At 33.6% G+C, this 24,218-nt stretch carries 26 protein-coding genes and 1 pseudogene; all 27 read left to right on the top strand.

The window, feature by feature from the left end; all coding sequences use genetic code 11:
* Positions 1–7 precede the first annotated feature (7 nt).
* Complete coding sequence (locus Ctaglu_RS03370; protein ID WP_124998343.1) at positions 8–1,075, top strand: protein-glutamate methylesterase/protein-glutamine glutaminase; 1,068 nt, start codon at positions 8–10, stop codon at positions 1,073–1,075.
* A 9-nt stretch (positions 1,076–1,084) separates the two neighbouring features.
* Entirely contained in the window at positions 1,085–1,849 is a 765-nt protein-coding gene (locus tag Ctaglu_RS03365) for a CheR family methyltransferase (protein ID WP_124998075.1), read from the top strand.
* 29 nt (positions 1,850–1,878) lie between these two features.
* Complete coding sequence (locus tag Ctaglu_RS03360; RefSeq protein WP_124998073.1) at positions 1,879–3,933, top strand: chemotaxis protein CheA; 2,055 nt, start codon at positions 1,879–1,881, stop codon at positions 3,931–3,933.
* A gap of 11 nt (positions 3,934–3,944) precedes the next feature.
* On the top strand, positions 3,945–4,544 hold the full coding sequence (locus tag Ctaglu_RS03355) for a chemotaxis protein CheC (protein ID WP_124998071.1): 600 nt from the start codon (positions 3,945–3,947) through the stop codon (positions 4,542–4,544).
* 16 nt (positions 4,545–4,560) lie between these two features.
* Complete coding sequence (locus Ctaglu_RS03350; protein ID WP_124998069.1) at positions 4,561–4,920, top strand: response regulator; 360 nt, start codon at positions 4,561–4,563, stop codon at positions 4,918–4,920.
* 12 nt (positions 4,921–4,932) lie between these two features.
* A complete protein-coding gene (locus tag Ctaglu_RS03345) occupies positions 4,933–5,334 on the top strand; it encodes a chemotaxis protein CheW (RefSeq protein WP_124998068.1) in 402 nt (133 codons plus the stop codon).
* Positions 5,335–5,426: 92 nt separating this feature from the next.
* Positions 5,427–6,420 (top strand): annotated as a pseudogene (gene fliM, locus Ctaglu_RS03340) (flagellar motor switch protein FliM).
* Positions 6,413–7,555: a flagellar motor switch phosphatase FliY gene (fliY, locus tag Ctaglu_RS03335; protein WP_124998066.1), complete on the top strand. Its 1,143-nt coding sequence runs from the start codon at positions 6,413–6,415 to the stop codon at positions 7,553–7,555. The pseudogene fliM and the gene fliY overlap by 8 nt, the downstream one beginning before the upstream one ends.
* A gap of 284 nt (positions 7,556–7,839) precedes the next feature.
* Complete coding sequence (locus Ctaglu_RS03330; protein ID WP_124998064.1) at positions 7,840–8,112, top strand: flagellar biosynthesis anti-sigma factor FlgM; 273 nt, start codon at positions 7,840–7,842, stop codon at positions 8,110–8,112.
* A gap of 2 nt (positions 8,113–8,114) precedes the next feature.
* Complete coding sequence (locus Ctaglu_RS03325; RefSeq protein WP_124998062.1) at positions 8,115–8,525, top strand: flagellar protein FlgN; 411 nt, start codon at positions 8,115–8,117, stop codon at positions 8,523–8,525.
* 15 nt (positions 8,526–8,540) lie between these two features.
* The gene (gene flgK, locus Ctaglu_RS03320; RefSeq protein ID WP_124998060.1) at positions 8,541–10,379 is read left to right on the top strand and encodes a flagellar hook-associated protein FlgK; all 1,839 of its coding nucleotides are present in this window, start codon (positions 8,541–8,543) and stop codon (positions 10,377–10,379) included.
* Positions 10,380–10,417: 38 nt separating this feature from the next.
* Complete coding sequence (gene flgL, locus Ctaglu_RS03315) at positions 10,418–12,082, top strand: flagellar hook-associated protein FlgL (protein WP_124998058.1); 1,665 nt, start codon at positions 10,418–10,420, stop codon at positions 12,080–12,082.
* 60 nt (positions 12,083–12,142) lie between these two features.
* Positions 12,143–12,577, top strand: a complete 435-nt coding sequence (fliW, locus tag Ctaglu_RS03310; protein ID WP_124998056.1) for a flagellar assembly protein FliW — start codon at positions 12,143–12,145, stop codon at positions 12,575–12,577.
* Positions 12,578–12,618: 41 nt separating this feature from the next.
* A complete protein-coding gene (gene csrA / locus Ctaglu_RS03305) occupies positions 12,619–12,834 on the top strand; it encodes a carbon storage regulator CsrA (protein ID WP_124998054.1) in 216 nt (71 codons plus the stop codon).
* A 14-nt stretch (positions 12,835–12,848) separates the two neighbouring features.
* On the top strand, positions 12,849–13,181 hold the full coding sequence (locus Ctaglu_RS03300; RefSeq protein WP_124998052.1) for a flagellar protein FlaG: 333 nt from the start codon (positions 12,849–12,851) through the stop codon (positions 13,179–13,181).
* A gap of 72 nt (positions 13,182–13,253) precedes the next feature.
* Positions 13,254–13,544: a hypothetical protein gene (locus Ctaglu_RS03295; protein WP_124998050.1), complete on the top strand. Its 291-nt coding sequence runs from the start codon at positions 13,254–13,256 to the stop codon at positions 13,542–13,544.
* Between the two features lie 12 nt (positions 13,545–13,556).
* Complete coding sequence (gene fliS / locus Ctaglu_RS03290) at positions 13,557–13,952, top strand: flagellar export chaperone FliS (RefSeq protein WP_233439673.1); 396 nt, start codon at positions 13,557–13,559, stop codon at positions 13,950–13,952.
* 134 nt (positions 13,953–14,086) lie between these two features.
* Positions 14,087–15,709 carry a flagellar filament capping protein FliD gene (fliD, locus tag Ctaglu_RS03285; RefSeq protein ID WP_124998048.1) on the top strand — a complete coding sequence of 541 codons (1,623 nt, stop codon included), beginning with the start codon at positions 14,087–14,089 and terminating at the stop codon, positions 15,707–15,709.
* A gap of 35 nt (positions 15,710–15,744) precedes the next feature.
* Positions 15,745–16,086 (top strand): flagellar protein FliT, encoded by a 342-nt coding sequence (gene fliT / locus Ctaglu_RS03280; RefSeq protein WP_124998046.1) that lies wholly within the window; start codon positions 15,745–15,747, stop codon positions 16,084–16,086.
* A 364-nt stretch (positions 16,087–16,450) separates the two neighbouring features.
* Positions 16,451–16,945 carry a hypothetical protein gene (locus Ctaglu_RS03275; protein ID WP_124998044.1) on the top strand — a complete coding sequence of 165 codons (495 nt, stop codon included), beginning with the start codon at positions 16,451–16,453 and terminating at the stop codon, positions 16,943–16,945.
* Between the two features lie 215 nt (positions 16,946–17,160).
* Positions 17,161–18,486 carry a flagellin N-terminal helical domain-containing protein gene (locus Ctaglu_RS03270; protein WP_124998042.1) on the top strand — a complete coding sequence of 442 codons (1,326 nt, stop codon included), beginning with the start codon at positions 17,161–17,163 and terminating at the stop codon, positions 18,484–18,486.
* A 160-nt stretch (positions 18,487–18,646) separates the two neighbouring features.
* A complete protein-coding gene (locus tag Ctaglu_RS03265) occupies positions 18,647–20,560 on the top strand; it encodes a sensor histidine kinase (protein ID WP_124998040.1) in 1,914 nt (637 codons plus the stop codon).
* Positions 20,557–21,456 carry a response regulator gene (locus Ctaglu_RS03260; RefSeq protein WP_124998038.1) on the top strand — a complete coding sequence of 300 codons (900 nt, stop codon included), beginning with the start codon at positions 20,557–20,559 and terminating at the stop codon, positions 21,454–21,456. The genes Ctaglu_RS03265 and Ctaglu_RS03260 overlap by 4 nt, the downstream gene beginning before the upstream one ends.
* A gap of 137 nt (positions 21,457–21,593) precedes the next feature.
* Positions 21,594–21,746 carry a carbon storage regulator gene (locus tag Ctaglu_RS03255; protein ID WP_124998036.1) on the top strand — a complete coding sequence of 51 codons (153 nt, stop codon included), beginning with the start codon at positions 21,594–21,596 and terminating at the stop codon, positions 21,744–21,746.
* A gap of 336 nt (positions 21,747–22,082) precedes the next feature.
* The gene (locus Ctaglu_RS03250; RefSeq protein WP_124998034.1) at positions 22,083–22,256 is read left to right on the top strand and encodes a carbon storage regulator; all 174 of its coding nucleotides are present in this window, start codon (positions 22,083–22,085) and stop codon (positions 22,254–22,256) included.
* A 201-nt stretch (positions 22,257–22,457) separates the two neighbouring features.
* Positions 22,458–23,276, top strand: a complete 819-nt coding sequence (locus tag Ctaglu_RS03245) for a flagellin N-terminal helical domain-containing protein (protein WP_124998032.1) — start codon at positions 22,458–22,460, stop codon at positions 23,274–23,276.
* 118 nt (positions 23,277–23,394) lie between these two features.
* Positions 23,395–24,213 carry a flagellin N-terminal helical domain-containing protein gene (locus tag Ctaglu_RS03240; protein WP_124998030.1) on the top strand — a complete coding sequence of 273 codons (819 nt, stop codon included), beginning with the start codon at positions 23,395–23,397 and terminating at the stop codon, positions 24,211–24,213.
* Positions 24,214–24,218: the final 5 nt, after the last annotated feature.

Raw genomic sequence — 24,218 nt, 5'->3', positions numbered from 1 at the left:
AGCATTAATGAGAAAAATCATTTCTGATATGATTAATGAACAACCAGAAATGGAAGTTATAGATACAGCAAAAGATGGAGAAGACCTGATAAAAAAAATAACTGGTAAAATACCTGATGTAATAACTTTGGATATTGAAATGCCTAAAATGGATGGTATAAAAACCTTAAAGGAATTGAGAAAAATGAATCTTAATATACCTGTTATTATGCTTAGTAGTGTTTCTAAAACTGGCCCAGCATTAACTATGGAATCTCTTGCGCAAGGTGCTTTTGATTTTATAGCAAAACCATCTGGAGCAATATCATTAGACATCAATAAAGTTAGAGATGAATTAGTGGAAAAAATAAAATTTGCATTTATGCAGAGTGAGGGTAAAAATACCATAATGTCTGAAAAAAACATTAAATCAAATAGGACAAGCATAAATAGGAGCACAGCTACAGTATTAAATGAAGTAGCTACAACCACAGGAGTTGTCTCCCGCAGTAGAACCACTGCAATGTCTAATGTAGAGGCTGTAGTTATTGGAGCTTCCACAGGTGGTCCTAAAGCTCTATATAAGGTGATAACAGCGTTGCCAGTTGATATAGGAGTTCCGGTCCTTGTGGTGCAGCATATGCCAGTTGGATTTACAAAGGCTTTTGCAGATAGACTTAATTTAAACAGCAAATTAAAGGTTATAGAAGCGGCGGAGGGTGACACAGTTTCAAAAAATGTAGTTTATATAGCTCCTGGTGGATATCATATGGAAATAGGACGGGATAAGAAAATACATTTAAATACGCAGCCTAGTATTTGGGGAGTTAGACCAGCAGTAGATAAACTTTTTATGTCCGCCATAGCGGTTTATGGATCGAAGCTACTAAGTGTTATACTTACTGGCATGGGGCGAGATGGGGCGCAAGGCACAGCAGCTATTAAAGACAATGGAGGCATTACTATGGCAGAGCACCAATCTACTTGCACCATATATGGCATGCCAAAAGCGGCTTTTGAAACAGGGAAAGTAGATGAAGTTGTTCCCCTAGATAATGTTGCTCAGGAGATTAATAAAATTGTAATGGGGAGATGATCATAGATAATGGATCTAATATATTTTCAGCAATGGGTTTTAAAAGAATATAAAATAGATTTAGCCGCTTATAAATCTAATCAATTGCATAGGCGAATTTTAAGTTTAATGTCGAGAGTTGGGGCGAAGTCTGTAGAAGAGTATATTACATTATTAAAGAGTGATCCGAGTCAAAAACAGAAATTTTTAGACTTTATTACGATAAACGTAACAGAATTTTTTAGAAACCCAGAAATATTCCAGGAGCTTTCGCAAAAAGTTAAATCGGAACTGAACTATAACGGAGGGCTTAAGATTTGGAGTGCAGCTTGTTCTGTTGGAGCTGAGCCATATTCACTAGCTATGATTATGGATGATTTATGCAAAGGAGCCAGTCATAAAATTGTAGCTACGGACATAGACAGTACAATACTTCAAAAAGCGAAAAATGCTGAATATGTCTATGCTGAAGTTAAAAATGTTCCAAAACAATTTCTGGAAAAATATTTCCTAGTTAAGGGGGACAAATACTGTATTAATTCTGTTATAAAAAAGATGGTGGACTTTAAGAAACATGATCTTATTTTAGATAATTATGAAAATAATTTTGATTTAATAGTCTGCCGAAATGTAGTTATTTATTTCAATGCAGAGATTAAGGATAAAATATATAAAAAATTCAGTGACTCATTAAAAAAAGGCGGATTACTTTTCGTTGGGGCCACTGAGAGTATATATAATTATAAAGAGTATGGATTTGAGAAAACATCAACATTTATTTATAAAAAAATATAGGCAATGTACAATCAATAAGGAGGAAAAAAATGGATACATCACAATATATGACAATGTTCTTAGAAGAATCTATGGAAAATTTGCAGACGTTGAATGAAGCACTTCTTACGCTAGAACAACAACCAGAAGATATGGACAAGCTGAATGAAATATTTAGAGTAGCTCATACAATAAAAGGTATGGCTGCAACTATGGGATTCAGTCAAATGGCTGAATTAACACACAAAATGGAAGATGTTCTTTCTAAATTTCGCGAGGGTGAGCTTAAGGTAACAGAAAAGGTGGTAACTGTTTTATTTAGATGTCTAGACACTCTAGAAAAGATGGTAAATAATATATCAGAGGGAATTTCTGATAAACTTGAAATTCAGGATATAATAGATGATCTACATTCCATAGCAGAAAAAGGTGGATCAGTTGAAAATCAGAAAAAAGAAATTGCTGTCACAGGAGATAGTAATGATAATGGGGCTGGGAGAATTACACTTAATGAATATGACGTTAATGTTATTAAACAAGCTATGGAGAGAATGTACAATGCTTATGAAATAAAGATTCTACTAAGTGAAAATACGCTACTTAAGTCAGCAAGAGCATTTCTTATATTTAAGAGCTTAGAAGAATATGGTGAAATAATAAAATCCATACCTGGAGCTGAAGAATTAGAAAATGAAAACTTTGAATTCGAAATAAATTTAATCTATATTACAACTAAAGAAAAAGATGAAGTTATTGATAACTTAACGAATATTTCCGAAGTGGAAAAGGTTGAGGTTGAAGATGTTGACGTTGAAAATGGTAAGGGTAATTTGGAGGAAAAACCAGGAGAATTTAAAGGAATAGAACAATCTTCAAAAGCTGAAAAGGGCGAAACAAAAGTTAGTGCCACCGTGGAGACTAAAGGTAAAGAAGAGGATAAAAGTAAGGATAAAAAGGAAGCAGTAGTTCACAAAAAAGCTCATCAATCTGTAAGAGTTGAACTGGATAGATTAGATAAATTTATGAATATGGTCTCAGAGCTTGTAATTCACAGAACAAGACTAGAACAGATAAGTAGTGTTCATAAATTAAATGATTTAAACGAAACACTAGAACAAGTAGCTAGGGCCACCTCGGAACTTCAGGATTTAGTAATGAAAATAAGAATGCTTCCACTAGAAGTAGTATTCAATAGATTTCCAAGGATGATAAGAGATTTATCAAAAGATTTAGGAAAAGAAATGGATCTTCAAATACAAGGACAAGAGACAGAGCTTGATAGGACAGTTATTGATGAAATAGGTGAACCACTACTCCATTTGCTTCGAAATGCTGCAGATCATGGTATAGAATCTAGTGAGGATCGAATTGCTAAGGGGAAAAATCCTATTGGTGTGATTAAACTTATAGCTTATGCAGAAGGCACTAAAGCCATAATAAAGGTGGAAGACGATGGTAAAGGGCTAGCTGTTGATAAAATCAGGGCAAAAGCTAATAAAGTTGGTATAAATACTGAAGGAATGTCAGACGCAGATATAAAGAATTTAATTTTTGCACAAGGCTTTAGCACTAATGAGGAAGTAACAGATATTTCTGGACGTGGAGTAGGCATGGACGTTGTTAAAACTAAAATTGCTGCCCTTGGTGGAACAGTAGATGCAATAAGTGAGATTGACAAAGGTACTTCATTTATTATAAGATTACCATTGACGTTGCAAATCATCCAAGCATTATTAATAAAAATTGGCGATGAAACTATGGCTATTTCTCTTGGTTATATTGATAGAGTAATAGACTATAACGAGGAGCTAATTAAGAAAACTAATAATAAAGAAGTTATTGTTTACAATGATTCTGTAATTCCACTAGTAAGGGTAAGTAAAAAATTGCAAATAGAAACTAGTAATAAGAATAAGAAATACATTGTTATTGTAAGAGTGGGAGAGAAAATAGTAGGGCTTTTAGTAGATTCATTGCTAGGACAACAAGAAATTGTAATAAAGCCTCTAGGGAAAACACTGCAGGGATTAACAGAATATATAGGAGCAACTATTTTAGGGGATGGACTAGTTACATTGATACTAGATGCTGCTGCCTTAGTATAGGAGGATATAATATGGATTATTCTGAGCTTAGTGCTATGCAATTAGATGTGTTACAAGAAGTAGGCAATATTGGCGCAGGAAATGCAGCTACATCTTTATCAGAGTTATTGAATGAAAAAGTAGATATGGCGGTACCATCAGTAAATATCGTTCCGTTTGATGATATTTTTTCTGGAACCGGAGTCGAAGAAGTTGTAATTGGTGTAATTGTACGAGTCCTGGGAGATATACCAGGTAATATACTGTTTACTTTCGATAAGGAAACTGCACTGAGAATTATATCAAGTCTAGTAGGCGCGCAGCAGGAAGAGATAACTGAAATTGGAAGTTCAGCATTATGCGAAATAGGGAACATTATTGCAAGCTCCTTTATGAATGCAATAGCAAAACTTACTAGTCTTACTATTATGCCTTCTGTGCCAGCTGTTGCAGTAGACATGATGGGGGCAATACTTTCTACTACTTTTATTGAATCAGGTCAATATGATGAGCATGTACTTGATTTAGAAACACAGTTTTTACAAGAAAATCACAAGGTAAGCGGGCATTTTTATTATATACCGATGCCTGGATCATTAGAAAAAATACTAAATTCATTAGGTGTAAATTAATTGGAGGTAATATAAAATGGCTAGAGTACTAATTGTTGATGACGCGGCATTTATGAGAATGATGGTAAAGGATATATTAGAAAAAAATGGATTTGAAGTTGTGGGTGAAGCAAGCAATGGAATAAAAGCTGTGGAGCTATATAAAGCAGAAAAACCAGATGTGGTTACTATGGATATTACAATGCCAGACATGGATGGAATTGAAGCTGTTAAAGCAATTAAAATATTTGACCCTGCTGCAAAAATAATTATGTGTAGTGCTATGGGTCAACAAAGCATGGTTATGGATGCAATAAGAGCTGGTGCAAAAGATTTTATTGTAAAACCGTTTCAAGCAGATAGAGTAATTGAAGCAATAAAAAAAGTTTTAGGCTAGGAGGGGAATGTTATGCAAGTAGTTGTATTTAAAGTTAATGAGGAGCAGTTCGCAGTAGAGGCCTCTATTGTTCAAAGTATTAACGATATGATGGAAATAACAAAGGTACCTAAGTCAGCAGATTATATAAAGGGTTTAATTAATCTAAGAGGGAATATAATTTCTCTCTTAGATATAAATCTCCTTTTAGATATTGAAAAGGGAGAGGGCGACCAAGAAAATATTATTATATTAAACTTGCAAGAAGAGTCTGTTGGAGTAACTGTAGATCAAGTTGATGAAGTATTAGAAATTGAAGAAAATTTGATTGAAAAAGTTGAAGCTGACAGAAAAAAAGCCTATATTAAAGGGGTTATAAACTTTAAAGATAGAATAGTTACATTAATTGATATTGGCAAGCTTATCGAAAGATAAGAGCTTACCGAAAGATAAAAAGTAATTTTTGAAAAATAGAAGTTTAACGGAATATAGTAAGAACACTTTATACAGAGAAATGAGGTAGAAATATGGCAGAAGTATTATCACAGAGTGAAATAGATTCACTTTTATCTGCCCTTTCTTCTGGGGAAATAGAACCAGATCAGCTCCCGGGTGAAGAGGAAAAGCATAAAATTAAATTATATGATTTTAGAAGTCCTCAAAAATTCTCAAAGGATCATTTGAGAACGCTTGAGTTAATTCACGATAATTATGGAAGAATAATATCAAGTCATTTGTCCGCACAGCTAAGAAATAATGTAAAGGTTAAAATTGAGACTATTGAGCAAATAACCTATGAGGAATTTATTCATTCAATTCCTAACCCTACCATTTTGACTATATTTAAAATGCCACCACTAAATGGTTCTATATTATTTGAGACTAACCCCCAGTTCTCTTTTCAAGTAATTGATATACTTTTAGGAGGAGTTGGCAATAGAAAGGTTAAAGTCAAAGAGTTTTCTGATATAGATAAAAATATATTAAAAAATGTTAATGCGGGACTTATAGCTAACTTAAAACTAGCGTGGGAGGATGTTTTAGAGGTAGAGCCAGAAATTGAGGCATTAGAAACTAATCCTGTACTTAATCAAACACTAGCACCAAATGAACCAGTTGCTCTAATTACTTTTTCTGTAGAAATGAATAATAATAATAGTACATTTATAAATATTTGTATACCTTATTTAAGCATTGAAAAAGTACTTGATAAACTTGTTGTTCAATATTGGTTTAGAGAAAATGATGAAGAACTTGTTAATGACTCTAGAAATAAATTAAAGAATCGACTAAATATAGTAAGTGTTCCAGTAACAGGAGTGCTAGGGAGTACAAATATTACTGTAAATGAATTTCTACAATTAACAGAAGGTGACGTAATTACATTATGCAAGTGATAGCAAAGTTAAAGTATTTGTAGAGGAACATTTATGTTACATGGGCAAACCTGGTACTGTAGGTAAAAATAGAGGAATTCAGATATTAGATATAATAGATAAGGATGTGGAAAATTATGAGTAACGGCTTTCTTTCACAAGAAGAAATTGACGCTCTCTTAAATGGAGAGGACAGCGTCTCTGAACCTATAGAAAAATTTGAGCTTTCTGATATTGAGAAAGATTTGCTAGGGGAAGTTGGAAATATTTCTATGGGCTCAGCATCAACAGCTCTTTCCACTATAGTAGGTCAACAAGTCAATATAGCAACGCCAGTAGTTTCAGTAAGTACACTTAAAGACTTAAGAGCTAACTTTGAGGTTCCTAATATTGCTTTAGACGTAAAGTTTGTAAGTGGTATTGCAGGTGGGAATCTTTTAGTGATGAAGACTCCAGATGCTGCAGTTATAGCTAGTTTAATGATGGGTGGGGATGGTAAAGTAGAAGGTACACCAGAGCTTTCAGAAATTGAAATTAGTGCTGTTTCAGAAGCTATGAATCAGATGATTGGATCTGCTGCAACATCAATGGCAACAATGTTTGGTAGGGAAGTAAACATTTCGCCTCCGGAATCTAAGATATGGGATGATAGTACTTCAGCCTTAAGTGATAGTATAGATGAAGATCAGCAAATTGTTCAGGTAGCTTTTAAAATGACAATTGGTGATTTAATTGATAGTGTTATCATGCAAGTACTTCCTATTGAAACTGCTAAAAAAATAGTAGCTATTATGATGGGCACAGAAAAGCCGGAGGAAGCCCCTAAAGTAGCTAGCTCTCAAAGCGAAATTAAACAGCAGGCACCTGTAAGGGAAACGGCGCAGCAAGAAGCAGCTTATACAAGTGTTCCGGCTGAGCCTGAGTATTACGCAAAACCCATTGAGCGGCCGCAACCGCAAGTAGAAGTTAGACAAGCATCTTTTGTGCCTCTAACAAATACTACGGTTCATAATTCTCCTAGAAATATCGACTTAATATTAGATGTTCCACTAGAAATTTCCGTAGTGCTTGGAAAAACTAAAAAGAACATTAGAGATATTTTAAACCTAGGAACTGGATCACTAATTGAACTGGATAAGCTAGCAGAAGAGCCGGTAGATATCTTAGTAAATGGTAAAAAGGTAGCCTACGGTGAAGTAGTAGTTGTAGATGAAAATTTTGGAGTTAGAATTACTAGTATAATTAGCGGAGAAGAAAGAGTTAAAGCTATATCTGAATAGTGAATAAAAATGTATAGGTATAAAAAAAGGAATAAATTTTCTTTATCCCTTTTTGTTTGGGGAATAAAGAGAATTTATTCCTTTTTATTTTTTTGTATTATAAAGCCAAGATGGTTTTAGAAAAAGAACATGAAAATAAATATATATAGTAAACAAATTATTAACATCTACTAATAATTAAATCCAGTATAAACTTTAAGAGTTTGTATACGATAATATAAATAGATAGAACAAACTAGAAGGGAATCTAGTATAAAGATATAAAAAGCTAGGAGTGGTTAGGAATGAAAATAGATGGAGTAAAAAATAATGTGGTTAGTTTTTATAAAAATAATACGCCTAAAACAGAATTAAAGGCAGCAGCGTTAAAAAAAGATACCATAGAATTATCGCCTGCAGGAAAAAGCTTAAGCGCATTATCCTTAGATAGTAAAACAGTTAATTCACCAGAGAAGATAGAAACTATTAGAAGTGAAGTAATGCAAGGGACCTATAAGATGGATTCAAAATTAACAGCTACTAGAATGATGGATATTATGAAGGGGAGAGATATTTAGTTATGAAAGACAAACTAAATGTTGTCATGATACAGGAAATAGAAGCTGTAGCGGTGCTTTTAGTAGAACTTGAAGAACAGCACAAATATATAATCGATAAGGATATTTTTGGGATGGAAGCTTGTATAAACAAAATCAAAGAAGCTAATAAAAATATAGCACATATGGAAGTGCAGCGAAGAGAGCTTACGGAAAGTAGAGATATGATGGAATTAATTGAAAAATTTAAAGATGCAGAACTTGAAAACAATTATTATAAAATTAAGAATTTATTACAACAAGTTGTACTGCAAAAGGATACAAATCAGTTACTTATAAGACAAGGACTTAATTTTACGAATAGAATATTAAATGTATTAAGCCCGGTACGTGAGACAATAACTTATAATGGATACGGTAAAGTAAAAAAATAGTATGAGGTGAAAGAGATGTCAGGATTATTTGGAACTTTTAATATAGCTAAAAGAGGAATGGAAGCTCAACAAACAGCTATTAATGTAACAGCACACAATATATCAAATGCTAAGACAGACGGATATTCAAGGCAAAGGGCTACTATGGAAACTACAAGACCAGCTGGTATGCCTTCTATGAATAATGCTATGGGACCAGGACAATTAGGTACAGGTGTACAGATTTCCTCTATAACAAGAATTAGAGACACGTTTTTAGATTACCAGGTAAGAGTGGAGAATGGTACTAAGGGCTGGTATGAAGGAAGAGAAAGTTTCCTAAGGGAAATTGAGGGTATTATGAATGAGCCTAGCGATACGGGTGTGTCAACCTTACTAGGAAAGACTTTTGACTCTTGGAGTGAGCTTTCAAAACATGCAGAAAGTTCAAATGCAAGAACAGTAGTGGCACAGCAATCTAAAGCTTTGACCGATGAATTAAATAATACTTATAATCAGTTGATAAAGCTAAAAGGTGGCAGTCAAGATGTTGTTGGTCAGACTGTTGTAGATATAAATAGCATGCTTAATCAACTAAATGACTTAAATCAACAGGTTATAAGTGTAAAAGTTGGTGGGAATGAACCTAATGATTTAATGGATAAAAGGGACTTACTAGTAGATAAGCTAAGCTTAAAATTTGGTATTAATATTGATAAAAAATCCTTAGCAGGAGAAGATCTTAAACCACTTGACAATGTAGGAGGAGCCGATGCAACTAAAGACCTTTACCTTGTGAAATCCAATCCTAGTGATCAGGTTAGCAGGTTTTCTTATGTGAAAAGTATTGTACCAAAAGGTATTGTACCACCTACTGAACCGCCTGCTGTACAAAAACCAGGTGAAGCTGGAATTTATGAAGTAAGTTATTACAAAAATGGCGATACCTCAACGGAAAAGAATAAAGTGATTATGACCATGACTTTAAGTAGTTCTGACTATAAAAGCTTAGATCAAGGTAGAGTGCTTTGGGCAGATAAGGAAGGCTATGCTATAGATGTAAGTGGAAATAGAATTGAGGGGAAGGATTCTAATAATGTTAAGGTTCCATTGGGGAAAACAGGAAAAACTACGGTAGCTACTGAGACAACACCAACAGATACTAAGATAAATATTAAACTTTTTCAACCTAAAAGTGGAGAGCTTAAGGGCTATATGTCTGTACAAGAAGAAATTGATAAATATGTGGGCGAGTTAAATGGTTTAGCTAAGAGTATTGCATTTTCAATAAATGCAGTGCATAGCGGTGAAAGTGACGCAACTAAAGATGCACTTAAATTTTTTATTAATAAGGATTCAGGCAAAGAGGAAGAAATAACAGCTGGAAATATTTCTGTTAGCAAAGACATCCTTGATGATGTTATGAAAATCAGGGTAGGAAAAGGTGATACTCCAGGAGCAACAGACGGAGATAGAGCATTAGCAATTTCAAGCCTTAAAGATGTTAGATTAGAGATTCAAAATATAGATAGCAAAACAACAAGGGATATGTTTTTAAAAGATAAATTTACTCTAGATACTACTTTAGGGGTGGAGACGGTTAATTCTAACTTAAATGGAATGACTATTGGTAGTTATTTTAAGGATACAGTAAATAGAGTAGCTATTGAAAACCAAGGGGCAAAAACAATTGTAAAGAACCAAGGAACACTAATAGCAAGCCTCGAGAAATCAAGAACCTCTATATCGGGGGTATCATTGGATGAAGAAATGGTTAATATGATTCAATATCAACATGCTTATCAAGCTAATGCAAAGATTATTTCAACCGTTGATCAACTTTTAGATGTGGTTATTAATGGCTTAAAGAGATAAATAATAGGAATTATATCTATTAATTAAGGGGTGAAGATATGAGAGTAACAAATAAAACACTATCAGATGATTTTTTAACAGACATGAGAACAAATTTAAATAATATGAATACATTGCAGAGTCAAATGACTTCTGGTAAACAAATAAGAAAAGCTTCGGATGACCCTTTTAAAGCCACCAGGATAATGCAAATGTATTCAGATATAGATGCAAATAAACAATATAATAATAATATTAAAGATTCAATAAATTTCCTTGACACAACGGATACAGCATTAGGACAAGTAGGGAATGTAGTGGGAAGAATTGAAGAACTTTTAGTATCTTCTGGAAATGGTTCCTACAGTATTAATGAGAGAAAAGCTATTAAGGACGAAATAAATCAAAGAATAGGAGAAATTTCACAAATACTAAATACCAGCTTTGATGGTAAGTATATTTTTGGAGGAGCAGACGGAACAAGTAAACCGGCAGGAACAAAGACCCTAGGTGAGAATACAGAGTTAGTTTCCAATATAAAGCCAAAGGTAGCTACTAAACTTACACCAGGAACAATGACTTCTGCCAATGGATTAAAGGGTGATATGTCTGGTGTAACTTTTGGAACGGATAAATTTAATATAGATGGAGCGGAGATTACAGTTGATTGGAATGCAGCATTAACTGCTGATCAAAAGACACAAATTAATGCTAATTTATCATCAGCATCGAATTCTACTTTAGATTCAATTAAAGATATTTTTGTAAGTAAGATTAATTCAGCAATAGATGCTTCAGGTAAGGGAGTTTCACATATTAATGGTTATTTAGATAAAGATAACAAGATGGTTTTACAAAGTGGTAGCACTGGAATGAAATCGGAAGTTACACTTAATGCTGGTGGATTAAATACGTCAATAGGCGCAAAAATATTATCCAATACAGGTGGGACGGCAAATAAGGGTGCTTACATATATAATGGTAAAACAGTAGTTGCAGGGGGAACATTCAATATATCCTTAAATGGAGTCCCAATGCCAGTAACAATAGATCCTGGGATTACAAGTGGAACAACCACTATGGAAGTGGTAGCTACTACGCTTCAAACAAATATTAATACCGCTATAACAGCTTCTAATAATGCGACGGCACCTCCTGGGGTTATTCAACCGGTTACAGTTAAAGAAACTGCTGATGGGACATTTGAAATTGGAAGTACATCAGGCGCCATAACATTCTCTGATATTGGTAATGGAACTACAACTAAAGATCTAGGACTAAGTCAGGGACCAAACATGCTATTGGTAGAAGTATCCCAAGGCGTAACTATGGATTATAACATTACAGCATCACAAGTTATAAATTATGGAACGGGTACTGATAATCTCATGGACCTTTTAAAAAATATTACAGACCATCTTGATTCTGCTGACCCGGATAAAGTTAAAGAATTGACAAAGACAGACTTGACAGGAATAAAAGCAGCTATGACAAATGTTTTAAAGCTCCGCTCTGAGGTTGGTGCTAAGCAAAATAGAATGGAAAGCGCTGAAGATAGAAATGTAGAAGCAAATTTTAATATGACGGAAATTTTGTCAAGAACACAGGATATAGACATTACAGAAAAAACAATGGAATTTGCTACTTTGCAAACTGTATATATGGCATCGCTTCAAACTAGTGCTAAGGTACTTCAGCCTTCGTTAATGGATTACTTGAGGTAGGATTTAAAGTTGAGAATTGAGAGTTGAAAATGATTTTTAGTAAAGGAGTGGATTTGTAATATGGAGCTAGTTACTAGGTACCATGGAGTTCAACAGTATAGTGATGAAGATGTCATAGTTTTTAAAAAGGGGTTACCGGGGTTTAAGGAATTGAGGGATTTCATAATGTTTCCATTGGAAAGCAATGAAACTTTCAGTATGTTACATTCAATCGAGGACATAGAAGTTGGTTTAGTTTTAGTATCACCCTTTACCATCGCAGTGGATTATGAATTTAAAATACCTGACACCTATATAAAGGAACTTCAAATATCTGGGCCAGATGAAGTGTTGGTATTAACTACAGTAAATTTAAATTCAAATATTGAAGATATGACTACTAATTTAAAAGCGCCTATAATTATTAATATAAAACAAAGATTAGGGGAACAACTAATATTAGATAATGATAAATATAAAATAAAACAACCTTTATTTAGATTAGACAATAAATAATAATTGTTATGTACTCCAGAAAGTGCAAGGAGGAGGTCTAAATGTTAGTAATAAGCAGGAAAAAAGGTGAATCCCTATTAATAGGTGATGATGTGGAAATAACTATCGTTAAGATTGAAAGTGGCTCTGTGAAAATTGCTATAAGTGCACCAAAAGAAATTGGTATTTTAAGAAGTGAACTTTATAAAGAAGTTACAGATGAAAATAAAAGAGCTATGATTTTTGATGTTTCAGCTTTAGATAAATTAAAAAAATAAATTGGGAGGCAAACATGGATATTGGGGATATTAGTCAAAATAAGCCATTAGAATTCGAAAAAATTTATAAGGCACCAAAAAACATTAAGATTCCAAAGGGTGCTGAAATTAATAATTCACTAAGTGAAAAAGAAGTTAAAAACGCAGTAAGCAAAATAAATAAACTTTTAGAAGGCGAAGGTACGCATCTGCAATATGAAAAGCATGATGTAATTAACCAAATGATTATAAGGGTAATTGATGACAAAACTAATGAAGTGATAAAAGAAATTCCATCGAAAAAAATACTAGATATGGTAGCTAAAATGTGCGAAATGGCTGGTGTTTTAATATATAAAAAGGCGTAATCACTTAGAATAAGAGGAGTGATTTTTAGAATAAAAAAAGTAACCCTTTAAGGAAAATTTAGGAGGGGTATTATGGAATTTAAATTAAATAAGATTGATGTTGAAATAAGACAGAGAGTTAAGGATACAACCAAGTCTGGTATAATTCATAGAAAAGAATCAATATCTGTAAATAAGGATAGAAATCCTAAAGATAGTTCAAAGTCTCAGGATGAGTTTAAGGACAAGCTTTTAAAATATAAGAAAGATCACAAGATAACCGTAAATGCATTTAAAAACACGCAATATGACGTAGAGGTTTTTAAAGAGAATTTAGAAAAAGGTCAAAGGTGTATTGGGAATTTTATAGATACTAAAAAGTAGAGGTGAAGGAATATGGCAATGAACTCGTATGGAAATGCTTTTAATACTTATAAGAATAATAGTGTAAACTTCGCATCAAAGGATCAATTGCTTCTAATGCTTGTAGATGGGGCTGCAAAGTTTTCGAAAATAGGTAGACAAGCCATTTTAGATAAAGAGGCTAAAAAAGCCCACGAAAACATTGTAAAAACTCAAAATATATTTTATGAATTAATGACAACCTTAGATGTGGATAAGGGTGGAGAATGGGCACAGAATTTAATGAGGGTTTATGATTTTATAGTAAAAAGACTTATAGATGCTAACATTAAGAAAAGTGAAGAAATCATGAATGAAGTAATACCACTGATTGAAGATATTCGCGATACTTGGAACAAGGCGTATAAGGTATCTAAGGGCGGAAAATAGGAAAGAGGCAGTTGAGAGTTGAGAGTGGAGAGTTGGAGAAGAGAGTGGATATTTTTATGCGTAGCATAAAAACTAGCTATAACTCTCAACTTTCAATTTTCAACTCTCAACTACAAAAAGGAGTGTATTATTAAATGAGAATTACGGGTATGGCTACAGGAATGGATACGGATGCTACTATAAAGCAAATGATGAAACCTTATAACATGAGAGTGGATAAGCTGAAACAGGATAGGCAAGTAGTAGCTTGGAGGCAGGAACTTTATAGGGATATATTATCAGATACAGCCGCTATTAAAAATACATATTTAGATGTGATAAAACCTGATACTAATATGTTGCGTAAAAGTAACTATGATGGGTTTGATGTAACGGCGGTTGGTGCTGGGGCTAGTGCTACAGCATCTGTGGGAGCGGTGGCTGGAAACTATATTGTGAATGTAACTAAATTAGCTACAGCAGACAAGATAAATGGAACTGCGATAACAACACCATCTGATATACTTAATAAATATACTACAAAATTAAGTGATTTTAAAATTTTAAATAATGAAACTTTAAACTTTAGTTATAACGATGCTAATGGTAAAACACAAAATAAAGAACTAAAATTAGTAGCTCCTACAATACCAGTAACGCCTGGTACAATATCAGAAGATGCTACGATATCACAATTAATAGATGCGGTTAACAAATGTACCGATGGCAATGTTAAGCTCAATTTTAGTGAATTAACAAGAACATTTAGTATGGAGAGTGCACAAATAGGAAAGTCAGCATCATTAGTTGTAACAGAAACCTCAGGGAGCATTTTAACAAAATTAAATTTAAAAACAGCTGTTGTACCTGGAACAGAGGCTGAAGTCACAATAACACCTCCAGGATCGACTATAGCGACTCCTGTTATTGGAAAAACTAGTAATAATTTTTCTATAGATGGAGTTAACTATGCATTAAACCAAGCCGGCACAACAACCCTTACCGTTACTGGAAATTCCCAAAAAACTTGTGATAAAATTAAAGAGTTCATAGGTAAATACAATGCACTAGTAGAAAAAGTTAGCGGAAAGGCTGATGAAAAGAAGCAATATAAGTATCTTCCACTTAGTGATGAACAGAAGGCAGGCATGAAGGAAGATGAAATTAAACAATGGGAAGCTAAGGCTAAAGTAGGATTGCTCAAGGGTGATGCAAATTTAGGCAATATGCTTACCTCAATGAGAAGGGCTTTTTATGATTCAGTAACAGATGCAGGCATATCGCTTTCTGAAATTGGATTATCAACCTCAAAGGATATAAGTAAGAGAGGGCAGATTGTAATAGATGAAACAAAACTAAAAGCTGCTATCGAAACTAGGGGTGAACAGGTTACTAATTTGTTTGCAAAGGAATCTACAAAACATCCTTCGTATAGTCCAGATGCTACAATTAGTGAAAGAAAAGAAAGAAATGATGAACAAGGTATATTTCAAAGAATAAAGGATATTTTAGAAGATTATACAGGAACAAAAACAAATAAAAGTGGTAAAAAGGGTATTTTCCTTGAAAAAGCAGGTATAAAAGGGGATGGAACTGAATATAGCTCTTTATTATCTGCGGATATTATAAAGAAAGATGCAAAGATAAGTGAAATGATAAAAAGTCTAGCAGCTAGAGAGAATAGTTTTTATTTGAAGTTCTCAAAACTAGAAACAGCTATGAATAAGCTGAACTCCCAATCAAGTTGGCTTTCGCAACAATTGGGTGGGGGACAATAAAATCCTTCTAAAATAAATGGAAGGGAGCGATTTTTATGAAAGAATTGATGCAACAATTAGTACAATTCAAGCAGGCAACTATGGAACTTATAAGGGCGCTGCAGCAGGATGAAATTCATAAATTAGATGCTTTATTAGATAATAGACAAGTGATTATTGAAAATATGGAAAAATTGCAATATACTACTGAAGAATTTACGGATATATGTGATGAACTGGATATATTAAAGGTGCAACATGAATTATTAAAACTAATGCAAACAAAAAAAGAAGATACAAAGCAAGAATTAAATAAAATACAAGTAACTAAAAATGCTAATAATAATTATAATAAGAGTTTTTATAATAATGCAAGTATGTTTAATAAACAAATATGATAAAAAACAGTGGGCAATTGTTCACTGTTTTTTGCTAGGAAACAGCTTTTATAGTTGAGAGTTAAAAGTGGAGAGTTGAGAGTTAAGGATGATTTTTCTGTTGTCGCAGAAAAATCTTAAAATTAAAAAGAAAGTAAAAACTGCGTTTATTGCATTTTCTATGCCTTTAGGCATAATTCAATTTTAATTTTTTCGTTAGAAAAAAAATCATTCACTCTCAACTTTCAATTCTCAATTATCAACTAGTCAAGTTGACTTGTTATTTATGTTATCCCTCCCCTAAGTGGGAAAAATTATATGATTCATAAAGTGGGGTAATTAGTGTATAATAGTACTACAATTAAGTTGTAGGGAGTGTATTGTTATGGAAGATAAGGCTTTTGAATTATTAGAGAAAATGTATGGTGAGTTAATAAGTTTTAAAACCGATGTAAATAAAAGATTTAATGGAGTAGAAAAAGAAATTAAAGAACTAAAAGAAACTCAAAGATTAACTCAAAGTGATGTTAAAGAACTAAAAGAAACTCAAAGATTAACTCAAAGTGATGTTAAAGAATTAAAAGAAACTCAAAGATTAACCCAAAGTGATGTTAAAGAACTAAAGGAAAATCAAAAACTTATTCAAACTCAATTTAAAGAACATGGTGCAATTCTTGGTTCACTAAAAATTGCGGCAGAATTTAATAAAGCTGATATGGATAATGTAACTCATGAAGTGGTAAAATTGTCTGGCGAAATGAAAGCTGAGTTTAAAGAAACTAATGGTAAAATTGATGCTTTGTCAAATGATCTAACTGTTGTTGAAGCTATTACCGGTAAAAATATGACTGATATAGCTCATTTAAAATTAATAAAATAATAAAATAATAAAATAATTTTAAAAAACTATAAAGTATGTAATTAAACCCACGATATAAATATTAGAACTTAAAAATATGAGTTCATGAATCAAAAGAGAATTTAGAGTAACTTTTCATTCTCAATTCTCAACTAAAAAAGCTAGTAAGCTTAAAAGCTTAACTATAAATAAAAATGGACAGGATGTCCAATTTAAAATTCAAGGAGGAATTTATTATGATAATCAATCACAACTTAGGTGCAATGAATGCTAACAGAAACATGGGTATCAATTCAAGTAATGCTAACAAATCAATGGAAAAACTCTCTTCAGGTCTTAGAATAAACAAGGCTGGAGACGATGCAGCAGGTCTTGCTATATCAGAAAAGATGAGAGGACAAATCAGAGGACTTGATCAAGCTTCAAGCAATTCACAAGATGCTATATCATTATTACAAACTGGTGAAGGGGCATTAAACGAAACTACTTCAATACTTCAAAGAATGAGAGAACTTGCAGTTCAAGGATCAAATGATACTTTGAATACAAATGACAGAGGACAAATTCAAAAGGAAATGGATCAGTTAGTAGCTGAAACAGATAGAATTGGTAATAACACAGAGTTTAACACTAAGAAGCTTCTTAATGGTGGAGCTAATGTAAGTGGAACTTCTACTGTGGATCAAAAAGCGCTAATCACTGGAGGAACTGGAGATACAGTAGTAGGAACTGTTGTAACTCTTACAGGTTCAACTCTTGCAACAAAGGCAACAGACTCTAGAGCAGCTGCTTTTGCAGCAAATGTTGTTGATACAGCGACTTCTGCTAATATGACTATAAATGGTACTAACTTTACATTTGCAGCAGGTACTACTTCAGCTGATGTAATAAAAACTATTAATGATGCAGGCGTTGGAGTTAAAGCTTCAACTACAGGAACTGATTTAACATTAACATCTACTGCAGAAGGAAGTGCTTCAAAATTCTCATCTGATGCAACAGCAATTGGTCTTCAAGTATCTAAAGCTGGTGCTGATGCTACTGTAGCTGGTGCAGGAAGTTATACAGCACAAGGAAATGTGGTTACTGTTTCAAGTGGTGCGGCTAAGGGATTACAATTTGAAGTCAATGCAGCAACGGCTGCTACAGTTTTAACTGTAACAGGAAATGGAACATTAAATTTCCAAATCGGAGCAAACGAAAATCAAATGTTAAATGTTGGCATAGCTGATATGAGATCTGCTGCTTTAGGTACTGCAGGAATTCAAGTTAATGATTCTGCTACAGCAACTACGGCTATAACTACAATACAAAAGGCAATTGATACAGTTTCATCAGAGAGATCAAAACTGGGTGCTTTCACAAATAGATTAGAGCACACAATAGCTAACTTAGGAACTGCTTCAGAAAACATGTCATCAGCTGAGTCAAGAATTAGAGACGTAGACATGGCAAAAGAAATGTCAACATTCTCAAAGAACAACATTCTTTCTCAAGCTGCTCAAGCTATGCTTGCACAAGCTAATCAACAACCACAACAAGTTCTTCAATTATTAAGATAGTTATTAGTACAGTTGAGAGTTTAAAATTGAAAGTTTAGAGTTTAACGTAACACCATAACTCTCCACTCTCAATTCTCAACTTACCAAAAGAAGTCAGGGTGAAAACTCTGGCTTCTTTTTTATAATAAGAAATAACTTAAGATGAGGTGTGAAGAAAAGTATGAAAAGTATCAGATTGAACTTAAGAATAGTATTCATCATATTGTTTATTGTTTTTATGATTTTTGCCCTTATCATGATGTATTCAGGGGGTTCAGAGCTGGCCTATAATGGCAAGGTTGATTTGTCTAGCGCTTACTTCAAGCAAAATGAATTAGTGCCACTAGATGGTAATTGGGAATTTTATTGGGATAGATTACTTACAACGGAAAACTTTGCTTCAGAGCCTGCGCCACAGATGGATTCATTTATGGAAGTACCAGGGGATTGGAGTAATAGAGAATCTGGAAGTAAAGTTTATCCGCATTATGGGATTGCCACCTATCGTTTGCGTCTAAACTATCCATCTACCATTAAGGACCCTGCTCTTAGAATTAAAAGAATTGCCTCTGCATTTAAGATCTATGCCAATGGGCGACTTATTGAACAAGTTGGGAATTTACGGGATAAACCTTCTAACCTCCAACAGAGCTGTAAGCTACTTATTGTGGATTTGCCAAAGGATAAGCAACAGGTGGAGATTGTTTTCCAAGTAGCCAATCTGGATTATGCTAGAGGGGGACTTCGTGAGAGCCCAGTATTTGGTTCAAAAAAGGTCTTAGAAGAACAGAAAATGATTCTCTTTGCATTGCAGCTACTCTTTATTGGAAGTGTTTCTATATTTGGTATTTATTATCTATTAATTTTTATTTTGGAAAGAAAGAGTAAAACAGCCCTGCTTTTTATCATTCTTTGTTTTGTCACAGCTTTGCGTTCCTTAGTATGGGGCGAATTACCATTGATAAACTTCTTCCCCAAGGTGCCAATTAAGGTTGGCGTATATATTAATTATATTACAGGGTATAATTTAATGCCAATTATTATATTGGTTATTATCAGCATTTACCCTTTAGAATATAAAAAAACTATCGTGGGATTAATATTGATGCCTAACATTTTCTTTGAGGTACTGTTGCTGACACCAGCTAAATTTATGGCAAGCTTCAATAAGTATTTTTACGTACTGATGGTGCTACAAATAATTTACATTTTAGGCGTTTTAATAAAAGCAGTGATTTGCAGACGGGACAATGCAATATTAGTGTTTATATCCATGGGCATATTTGTTTTATCCATCATTGAAGAGATGTTTCATTATAAAGGGATAGGCAGTAGTAATATATCTTATGTGTATTTATGTGGGAATTTTGCCCTTATTATGGCTATGGCTTTTGTTCAGGCTGGGAAACAGGCGAGCATCTATAAAAAGCTTATTTTGTATAATAAAAATTTAATTGAGGCAGACAGACTAAGGGACAAAATAATGGCAACAGAAATGTCGTTTTTACAAGCGCAGATTAAGCCACATTTTTTATATAATGCCATGAGTGCCATTGCCAATGTATGCGAAAAGGATGGGAAAAAGGCTGGGAATCTAATTGTAGACTTAGCAATCTATTTAAGAGGAAGTCTGGAATTTAATCGTCTGGATAAAATGGTGACCATAGAAAAGGAACTTGAATTTATAAGCAGGTATTTCAATATTGAACAAGCACGTTTTGGTCAAAAGATACAGCTACTTAAAGAGATTGAAGTCTCTTTAGACTATAAAATCCCTGTTCTCATCCTCCAGCCCTTAGTGGAAAATGCAGTCAGGCATGGTATATCAAAAAAACAGGTGGGAGGAAGGGTTATGGTAAGGATGATGAAGCGCACTGAAGGCATAATAATTGAGATTGAAGATGATGGTATTGGAATTGAAGGTGAAAAACTTGATTTTCTCTTGAGTGAAAAAAGAAAAAATCAAGGTGTTGGTCTTTTTAATATTCACCATCGGCTACTTAGATTGTATGGCAGAGGTCTTGACATCAGTAGTGAAATGGGACGTGGCACCTGCGTGAGATTTATGATGCTGGAAGGAAGAGAGGAGTTATGATACGTATTGCAGCAGTAGACGATGAGATGCATGTGCTTGAAAGATTTGAAAGAATGGTTCTGGAAGTTGTGGAACTTGAGCTATGTGGTCTTTTTGAAACAGGAGAACAGTTATTATCCTATTTAAAAGAACATCCACTGGATGCAGTTTTCTTAGATATTGAAATGCCGGATGTTAATGGACTTCAGCTATCCCAGCAGATATTAAACATAAATGAAAATATAGATATTATTTTTGTTACCGCCTTTAACCAATATGCAGTAGAGGCTTTTGAATTAGAGGCCATGGATTATATTATGAAGCCCTTGACAGAGGAGCGACTTGCTAAAACAGTAAGTCGATTATTGAAACCCAAAAGTACAGTGAGATCGTCTGGGAAACCGTTTATTCAATGCTTTGGAGATTTTGAAGTGTTTCAAAGTGGAGAAGTGTTACCCTTTAAAAACTCTAAGGCAAAGGAAGTATTGGCTTTTTTGATACACAAAAATGGCGTGCCTGTAAATTGGGAAAAGGTAGCGGATGCAGTTTGGCCTGACTATAATTCTGAAAAAGCCCAAACAAACTTTCATGCAAACACCTATTTGTTACGTAAAAGATTGGCGGAGATAGGCATATCTCAAATACTGGAAAGCGGCCGTGGGAATTATAGAATAGTGACAGAGGGAGTTAGTTGTGATCTATATCAGCTGGAAGAAATGATAAAGGGAAATAAAATAAAAAGAAATGAACATTGTCCTTTGCTCCAGCAGTTTACGCAAAAAGGATATATGGAAGAGAGTGGGTACAGCTGGGCATATCCAAAAGCTGTGGAACTTGATGAAATGTGCAGAAGGGTAATGGAAGGTGGGGGGGAGAAAATTGAGAATGGACAACTGCCAACTGTCATAAACAATTGACTTATTTATTTTTAAAATTGTAAGTGCCCTATAGGAGAAATTAATCCTATAGGGCACTTCTCATTTAGGGTTCATTTAGGGTCAGTGTTTTATAATAGGATTAACGAATAAAATATATAATTCAAGGAGGAAAACGTATGTTAGTATTAGGCAGGAAGCCAGGAGAATATGTTATGATTGGTGATAATATAAAGGTGAAGGTAGTAAAAAGTTTATCAGGTGATTTAAGACTTGCTATAGATGCCCCGAGGGAAATAGTTATAACAAGAGGGGAAGTATGGGAGGGATAGTTGAGAATTGAAAGTGGAGAGTTGAGAGTTGAAGGGTGATTTTTCTGTTGTCACAGAAAAATCTTCCTCACACTAACTATTTAAAATGAGTAAGAAATTAAAATCTATAAAATAATTTCAAAAAAACTATAAAGTATATAATTAAACCTACGATATAAATAGTAGAAGTTGAAAATATACATTAAAATTTAATAATAAATAATCATGGACGATTAATAAACTTATTTAACCCTACAGGATGTGGGGAATAGATAAGTTCATTAATCGTCCATTTTCATTTTCTATAAATAAAATTTAGTAAATGATAAAAATAGAATTTCAAGGAGGGAATCTATAATGCTAGTACTCGGCAGGAAGCCAGGAGAATATATTATGATTGGTGACAACATAAAGGTTAAGGTAGTTAAATCTGAAAATGGAGATTTAAGGCTTGCTATAGATGCACCTAGGGAAGTTACTATAACTAGAGGCGAAGTTTGGGAAGAGCAACAAAAGGTTGCTATAAGCTAGATAAGCTGTTTCAAATTAAATTTAATATGTAAAACTCAGGATGAGTTAATTTGTTCATTAAGAACTTGCAGGACGCAAGGAGAGAATGGATGGGTTGACTCATTCTTTTTTAGCAAAGTTTTATTAGACCTTAAAGGGCTTTTAAATATATAAAAAATAGTGTGCAAGGAAGTGCACTTAAAACTCAAGGAGGAATTTATTATGATAATCAATCACAATATGAACGCAATGAATGCTCACAGACAAATGACAGGTAACACAGCTAATGCTGGAAAATCAATGGAAAAACTTTCTTCAGGATTAAGAATTAACAGAGCTGGAGACGACGCTGCAGGTCTTGCTATATCTGAAAAAATGAGAGGCCAAATAAGAGGACTTGATCAAGGATCTAGAAATGCACAAGATGCTATTTCTCTAATCCAAACTGCTGAAGGTGCTTTAAACGAAACTCACTCAATTCTTCAAAGAATGAGAGAAATATCAGTTCAATCAGCAACTGCAACAAACACAACTGCAGATAGAAAAGCACTTGCTACAGAATTCGGTCAAATGAAAGAAGAAATCACAAGAATAGGAACTCAAACAGAGTTCAATACTAAGAAACTTATATCAGGAGGATTTAAAGCAGCTGATTTGAAATTCCAAGTTGGTGCAAATTCAGGTCAAACAATTAATTTAAAGATTGCTGATATGACATCAAAAGGATTAGCAATTAGTACTGCAACAATATCAAGTGAAGCAGGTGCTCAAACTTCAATTACAACAATAAATAGTGCTATAGCATTAGTATCAAATGAAAGAGCAAACCTAGGTTCAGTACAAAATAGATTAGAGCACACAATAAACAACTTAAATACATCATCAGAAAACTTACAATCATCAGAATCAAGAATTAGAGACGTTGATATGGCAAAAGAAATGATGAGCTTTTCAAAGAACAATATTCTTGCACAAGCAGCTCAAGCAATGCTTGCTCAAGCTAATCAACAACCACAAGGTGTTCTTCAATTATTAAGATAATTAAATAGATTGAAATAATAGTTAGAATTCAATATTTTAACGAAATAGTAAGTTCAAAGAGCTTAACTATAAAATAGTGTGCAAGGAAGTACACTTAAAACTCAAGGAGGAATTTATTATGATAATCAATCACAATATGAACGCAATGAATGCTCACAGACAAATGACAGGTAACACAGCTAATGCTGGAAAATCAATGGAAAAACTTTCTTCAGGATTAAGAATTAACAGAGCTGGAGACGACGCTGCAGGTCTTGCTATATCTGAAAAAATGAGAGGCCAAATAAGAGGACTTGATCAAGGATCTAGAAATGCACAAGATGCAATTTCTCTAATCCAAACTGCTGAAGGTGCTTTAAACGAAACTCACTCAATTCTTCAAAGAATGAGAGAAATATCAGTTCAATCAGCAACTGCAACAAACACAACTGCAGATAGAAAAGCACTTGCTACAGAATTCGGTCAAATGAAAGAAGAAATCACAAGAATAGGAACTCAAACAGAGTTCAATACTAAGAAACTTATATCAGGAGGATTTAAAGCAGCTGATTTGAAATTCCAAGTTGGTGCAAATTCAGGTCAAACAATTGATTTAAAGATTGCTGATATGACATCAAAAGGATTAGCAATTAGTGCTGCAACAATATCAAGTGAGGCAGGTGCTCAAACTTCAATTACAACTATAAATAGTGCTATAGCATTAGTATCAAATGAAAGAGCAAACCTAGGTTCAGTACAAAATAGATTAGAGCACACAATAAACAACTTAAATACATCATCAGAAAACTTACAATCATCAGAATCAAGAATTAGAGACGTTGATATGGCAAAAGAAATGATGAGCTTCTCAAAGAACAATATTCTTGCACAAGCAGCTCAAGCAATGCTTGCTCAAGCTAATCAACAACCACAAGGTGTTCTTCAATTATTAAGATAATTAAA

The organism is Clostridium tagluense (assembly GCF_003865095.1).
Taxonomy (GTDB): Bacteria; Bacillota; Clostridia; order Clostridiales; family Clostridiaceae; genus Clostridium_AD; species Clostridium_AD tagluense.
This window is presented reverse-complemented; position numbering and strand designations above follow the sequence as displayed.

Coding starts and splice junctions, on each gene's coding strand:
- Ctaglu_RS03370 (WP_124998343.1), top strand. CDS start 8: ATGAGAAAAATCATTTCTGATATGATTAATGAACAACCAGAAATGGAA.
- Ctaglu_RS03365 (WP_124998075.1), top strand. CDS start 1,085: ATGGATCTAATATATTTTCAGCAATGGGTTTTAAAAGAATATAAAATA.
- Ctaglu_RS03360 (WP_124998073.1), top strand. CDS start 1,879: ATGGATACATCACAATATATGACAATGTTCTTAGAAGAATCTATGGAA.
- Ctaglu_RS03355 (WP_124998071.1), top strand. CDS start 3,945: ATGGATTATTCTGAGCTTAGTGCTATGCAATTAGATGTGTTACAAGAA.
- Ctaglu_RS03350 (WP_124998069.1), top strand. CDS start 4,561: ATGGCTAGAGTACTAATTGTTGATGACGCGGCATTTATGAGAATGATG.
- Ctaglu_RS03345 (WP_124998068.1), top strand. CDS start 4,933: ATGCAAGTAGTTGTATTTAAAGTTAATGAGGAGCAGTTCGCAGTAGAG.
- fliY (WP_124998066.1), top strand. CDS start 6,413: ATGAGTAACGGCTTTCTTTCACAAGAAGAAATTGACGCTCTCTTAAAT.
- Ctaglu_RS03330 (WP_124998064.1), top strand. CDS start 7,840: ATGAAAATAGATGGAGTAAAAAATAATGTGGTTAGTTTTTATAAAAAT.
- Ctaglu_RS03325 (WP_124998062.1), top strand. CDS start 8,115: ATGAAAGACAAACTAAATGTTGTCATGATACAGGAAATAGAAGCTGTA.
- flgK (WP_124998060.1), top strand. CDS start 8,541: ATGTCAGGATTATTTGGAACTTTTAATATAGCTAAAAGAGGAATGGAA.
- flgL (WP_124998058.1), top strand. CDS start 10,418: ATGAGAGTAACAAATAAAACACTATCAGATGATTTTTTAACAGACATG.
- fliW (WP_124998056.1), top strand. CDS start 12,143: ATGGAGCTAGTTACTAGGTACCATGGAGTTCAACAGTATAGTGATGAA.
- csrA (WP_124998054.1), top strand. CDS start 12,619: ATGTTAGTAATAAGCAGGAAAAAAGGTGAATCCCTATTAATAGGTGAT.
- Ctaglu_RS03300 (WP_124998052.1), top strand. CDS start 12,849: ATGGATATTGGGGATATTAGTCAAAATAAGCCATTAGAATTCGAAAAA.
- Ctaglu_RS03295 (WP_124998050.1), top strand. CDS start 13,254: ATGGAATTTAAATTAAATAAGATTGATGTTGAAATAAGACAGAGAGTT.
- fliS (WP_233439673.1), top strand. CDS start 13,557: ATGGCAATGAACTCGTATGGAAATGCTTTTAATACTTATAAGAATAAT.
- fliD (WP_124998048.1), top strand. CDS start 14,087: ATGAGAATTACGGGTATGGCTACAGGAATGGATACGGATGCTACTATA.
- fliT (WP_124998046.1), top strand. CDS start 15,745: ATGAAAGAATTGATGCAACAATTAGTACAATTCAAGCAGGCAACTATG.
- Ctaglu_RS03275 (WP_124998044.1), top strand. CDS start 16,451: ATGGAAGATAAGGCTTTTGAATTATTAGAGAAAATGTATGGTGAGTTA.
- Ctaglu_RS03270 (WP_124998042.1), top strand. CDS start 17,161: ATGATAATCAATCACAACTTAGGTGCAATGAATGCTAACAGAAACATG.
- Ctaglu_RS03265 (WP_124998040.1), top strand. CDS start 18,647: ATGAAAAGTATCAGATTGAACTTAAGAATAGTATTCATCATATTGTTT.
- Ctaglu_RS03260 (WP_124998038.1), top strand. CDS start 20,557: ATGATACGTATTGCAGCAGTAGACGATGAGATGCATGTGCTTGAAAGA.
- Ctaglu_RS03255 (WP_124998036.1), top strand. CDS start 21,594: ATGTTAGTATTAGGCAGGAAGCCAGGAGAATATGTTATGATTGGTGAT.
- Ctaglu_RS03250 (WP_124998034.1), top strand. CDS start 22,083: ATGCTAGTACTCGGCAGGAAGCCAGGAGAATATATTATGATTGGTGAC.
- Ctaglu_RS03245 (WP_124998032.1), top strand. CDS start 22,458: ATGATAATCAATCACAATATGAACGCAATGAATGCTCACAGACAAATG.
- Ctaglu_RS03240 (WP_124998030.1), top strand. CDS start 23,395: ATGATAATCAATCACAATATGAACGCAATGAATGCTCACAGACAAATG.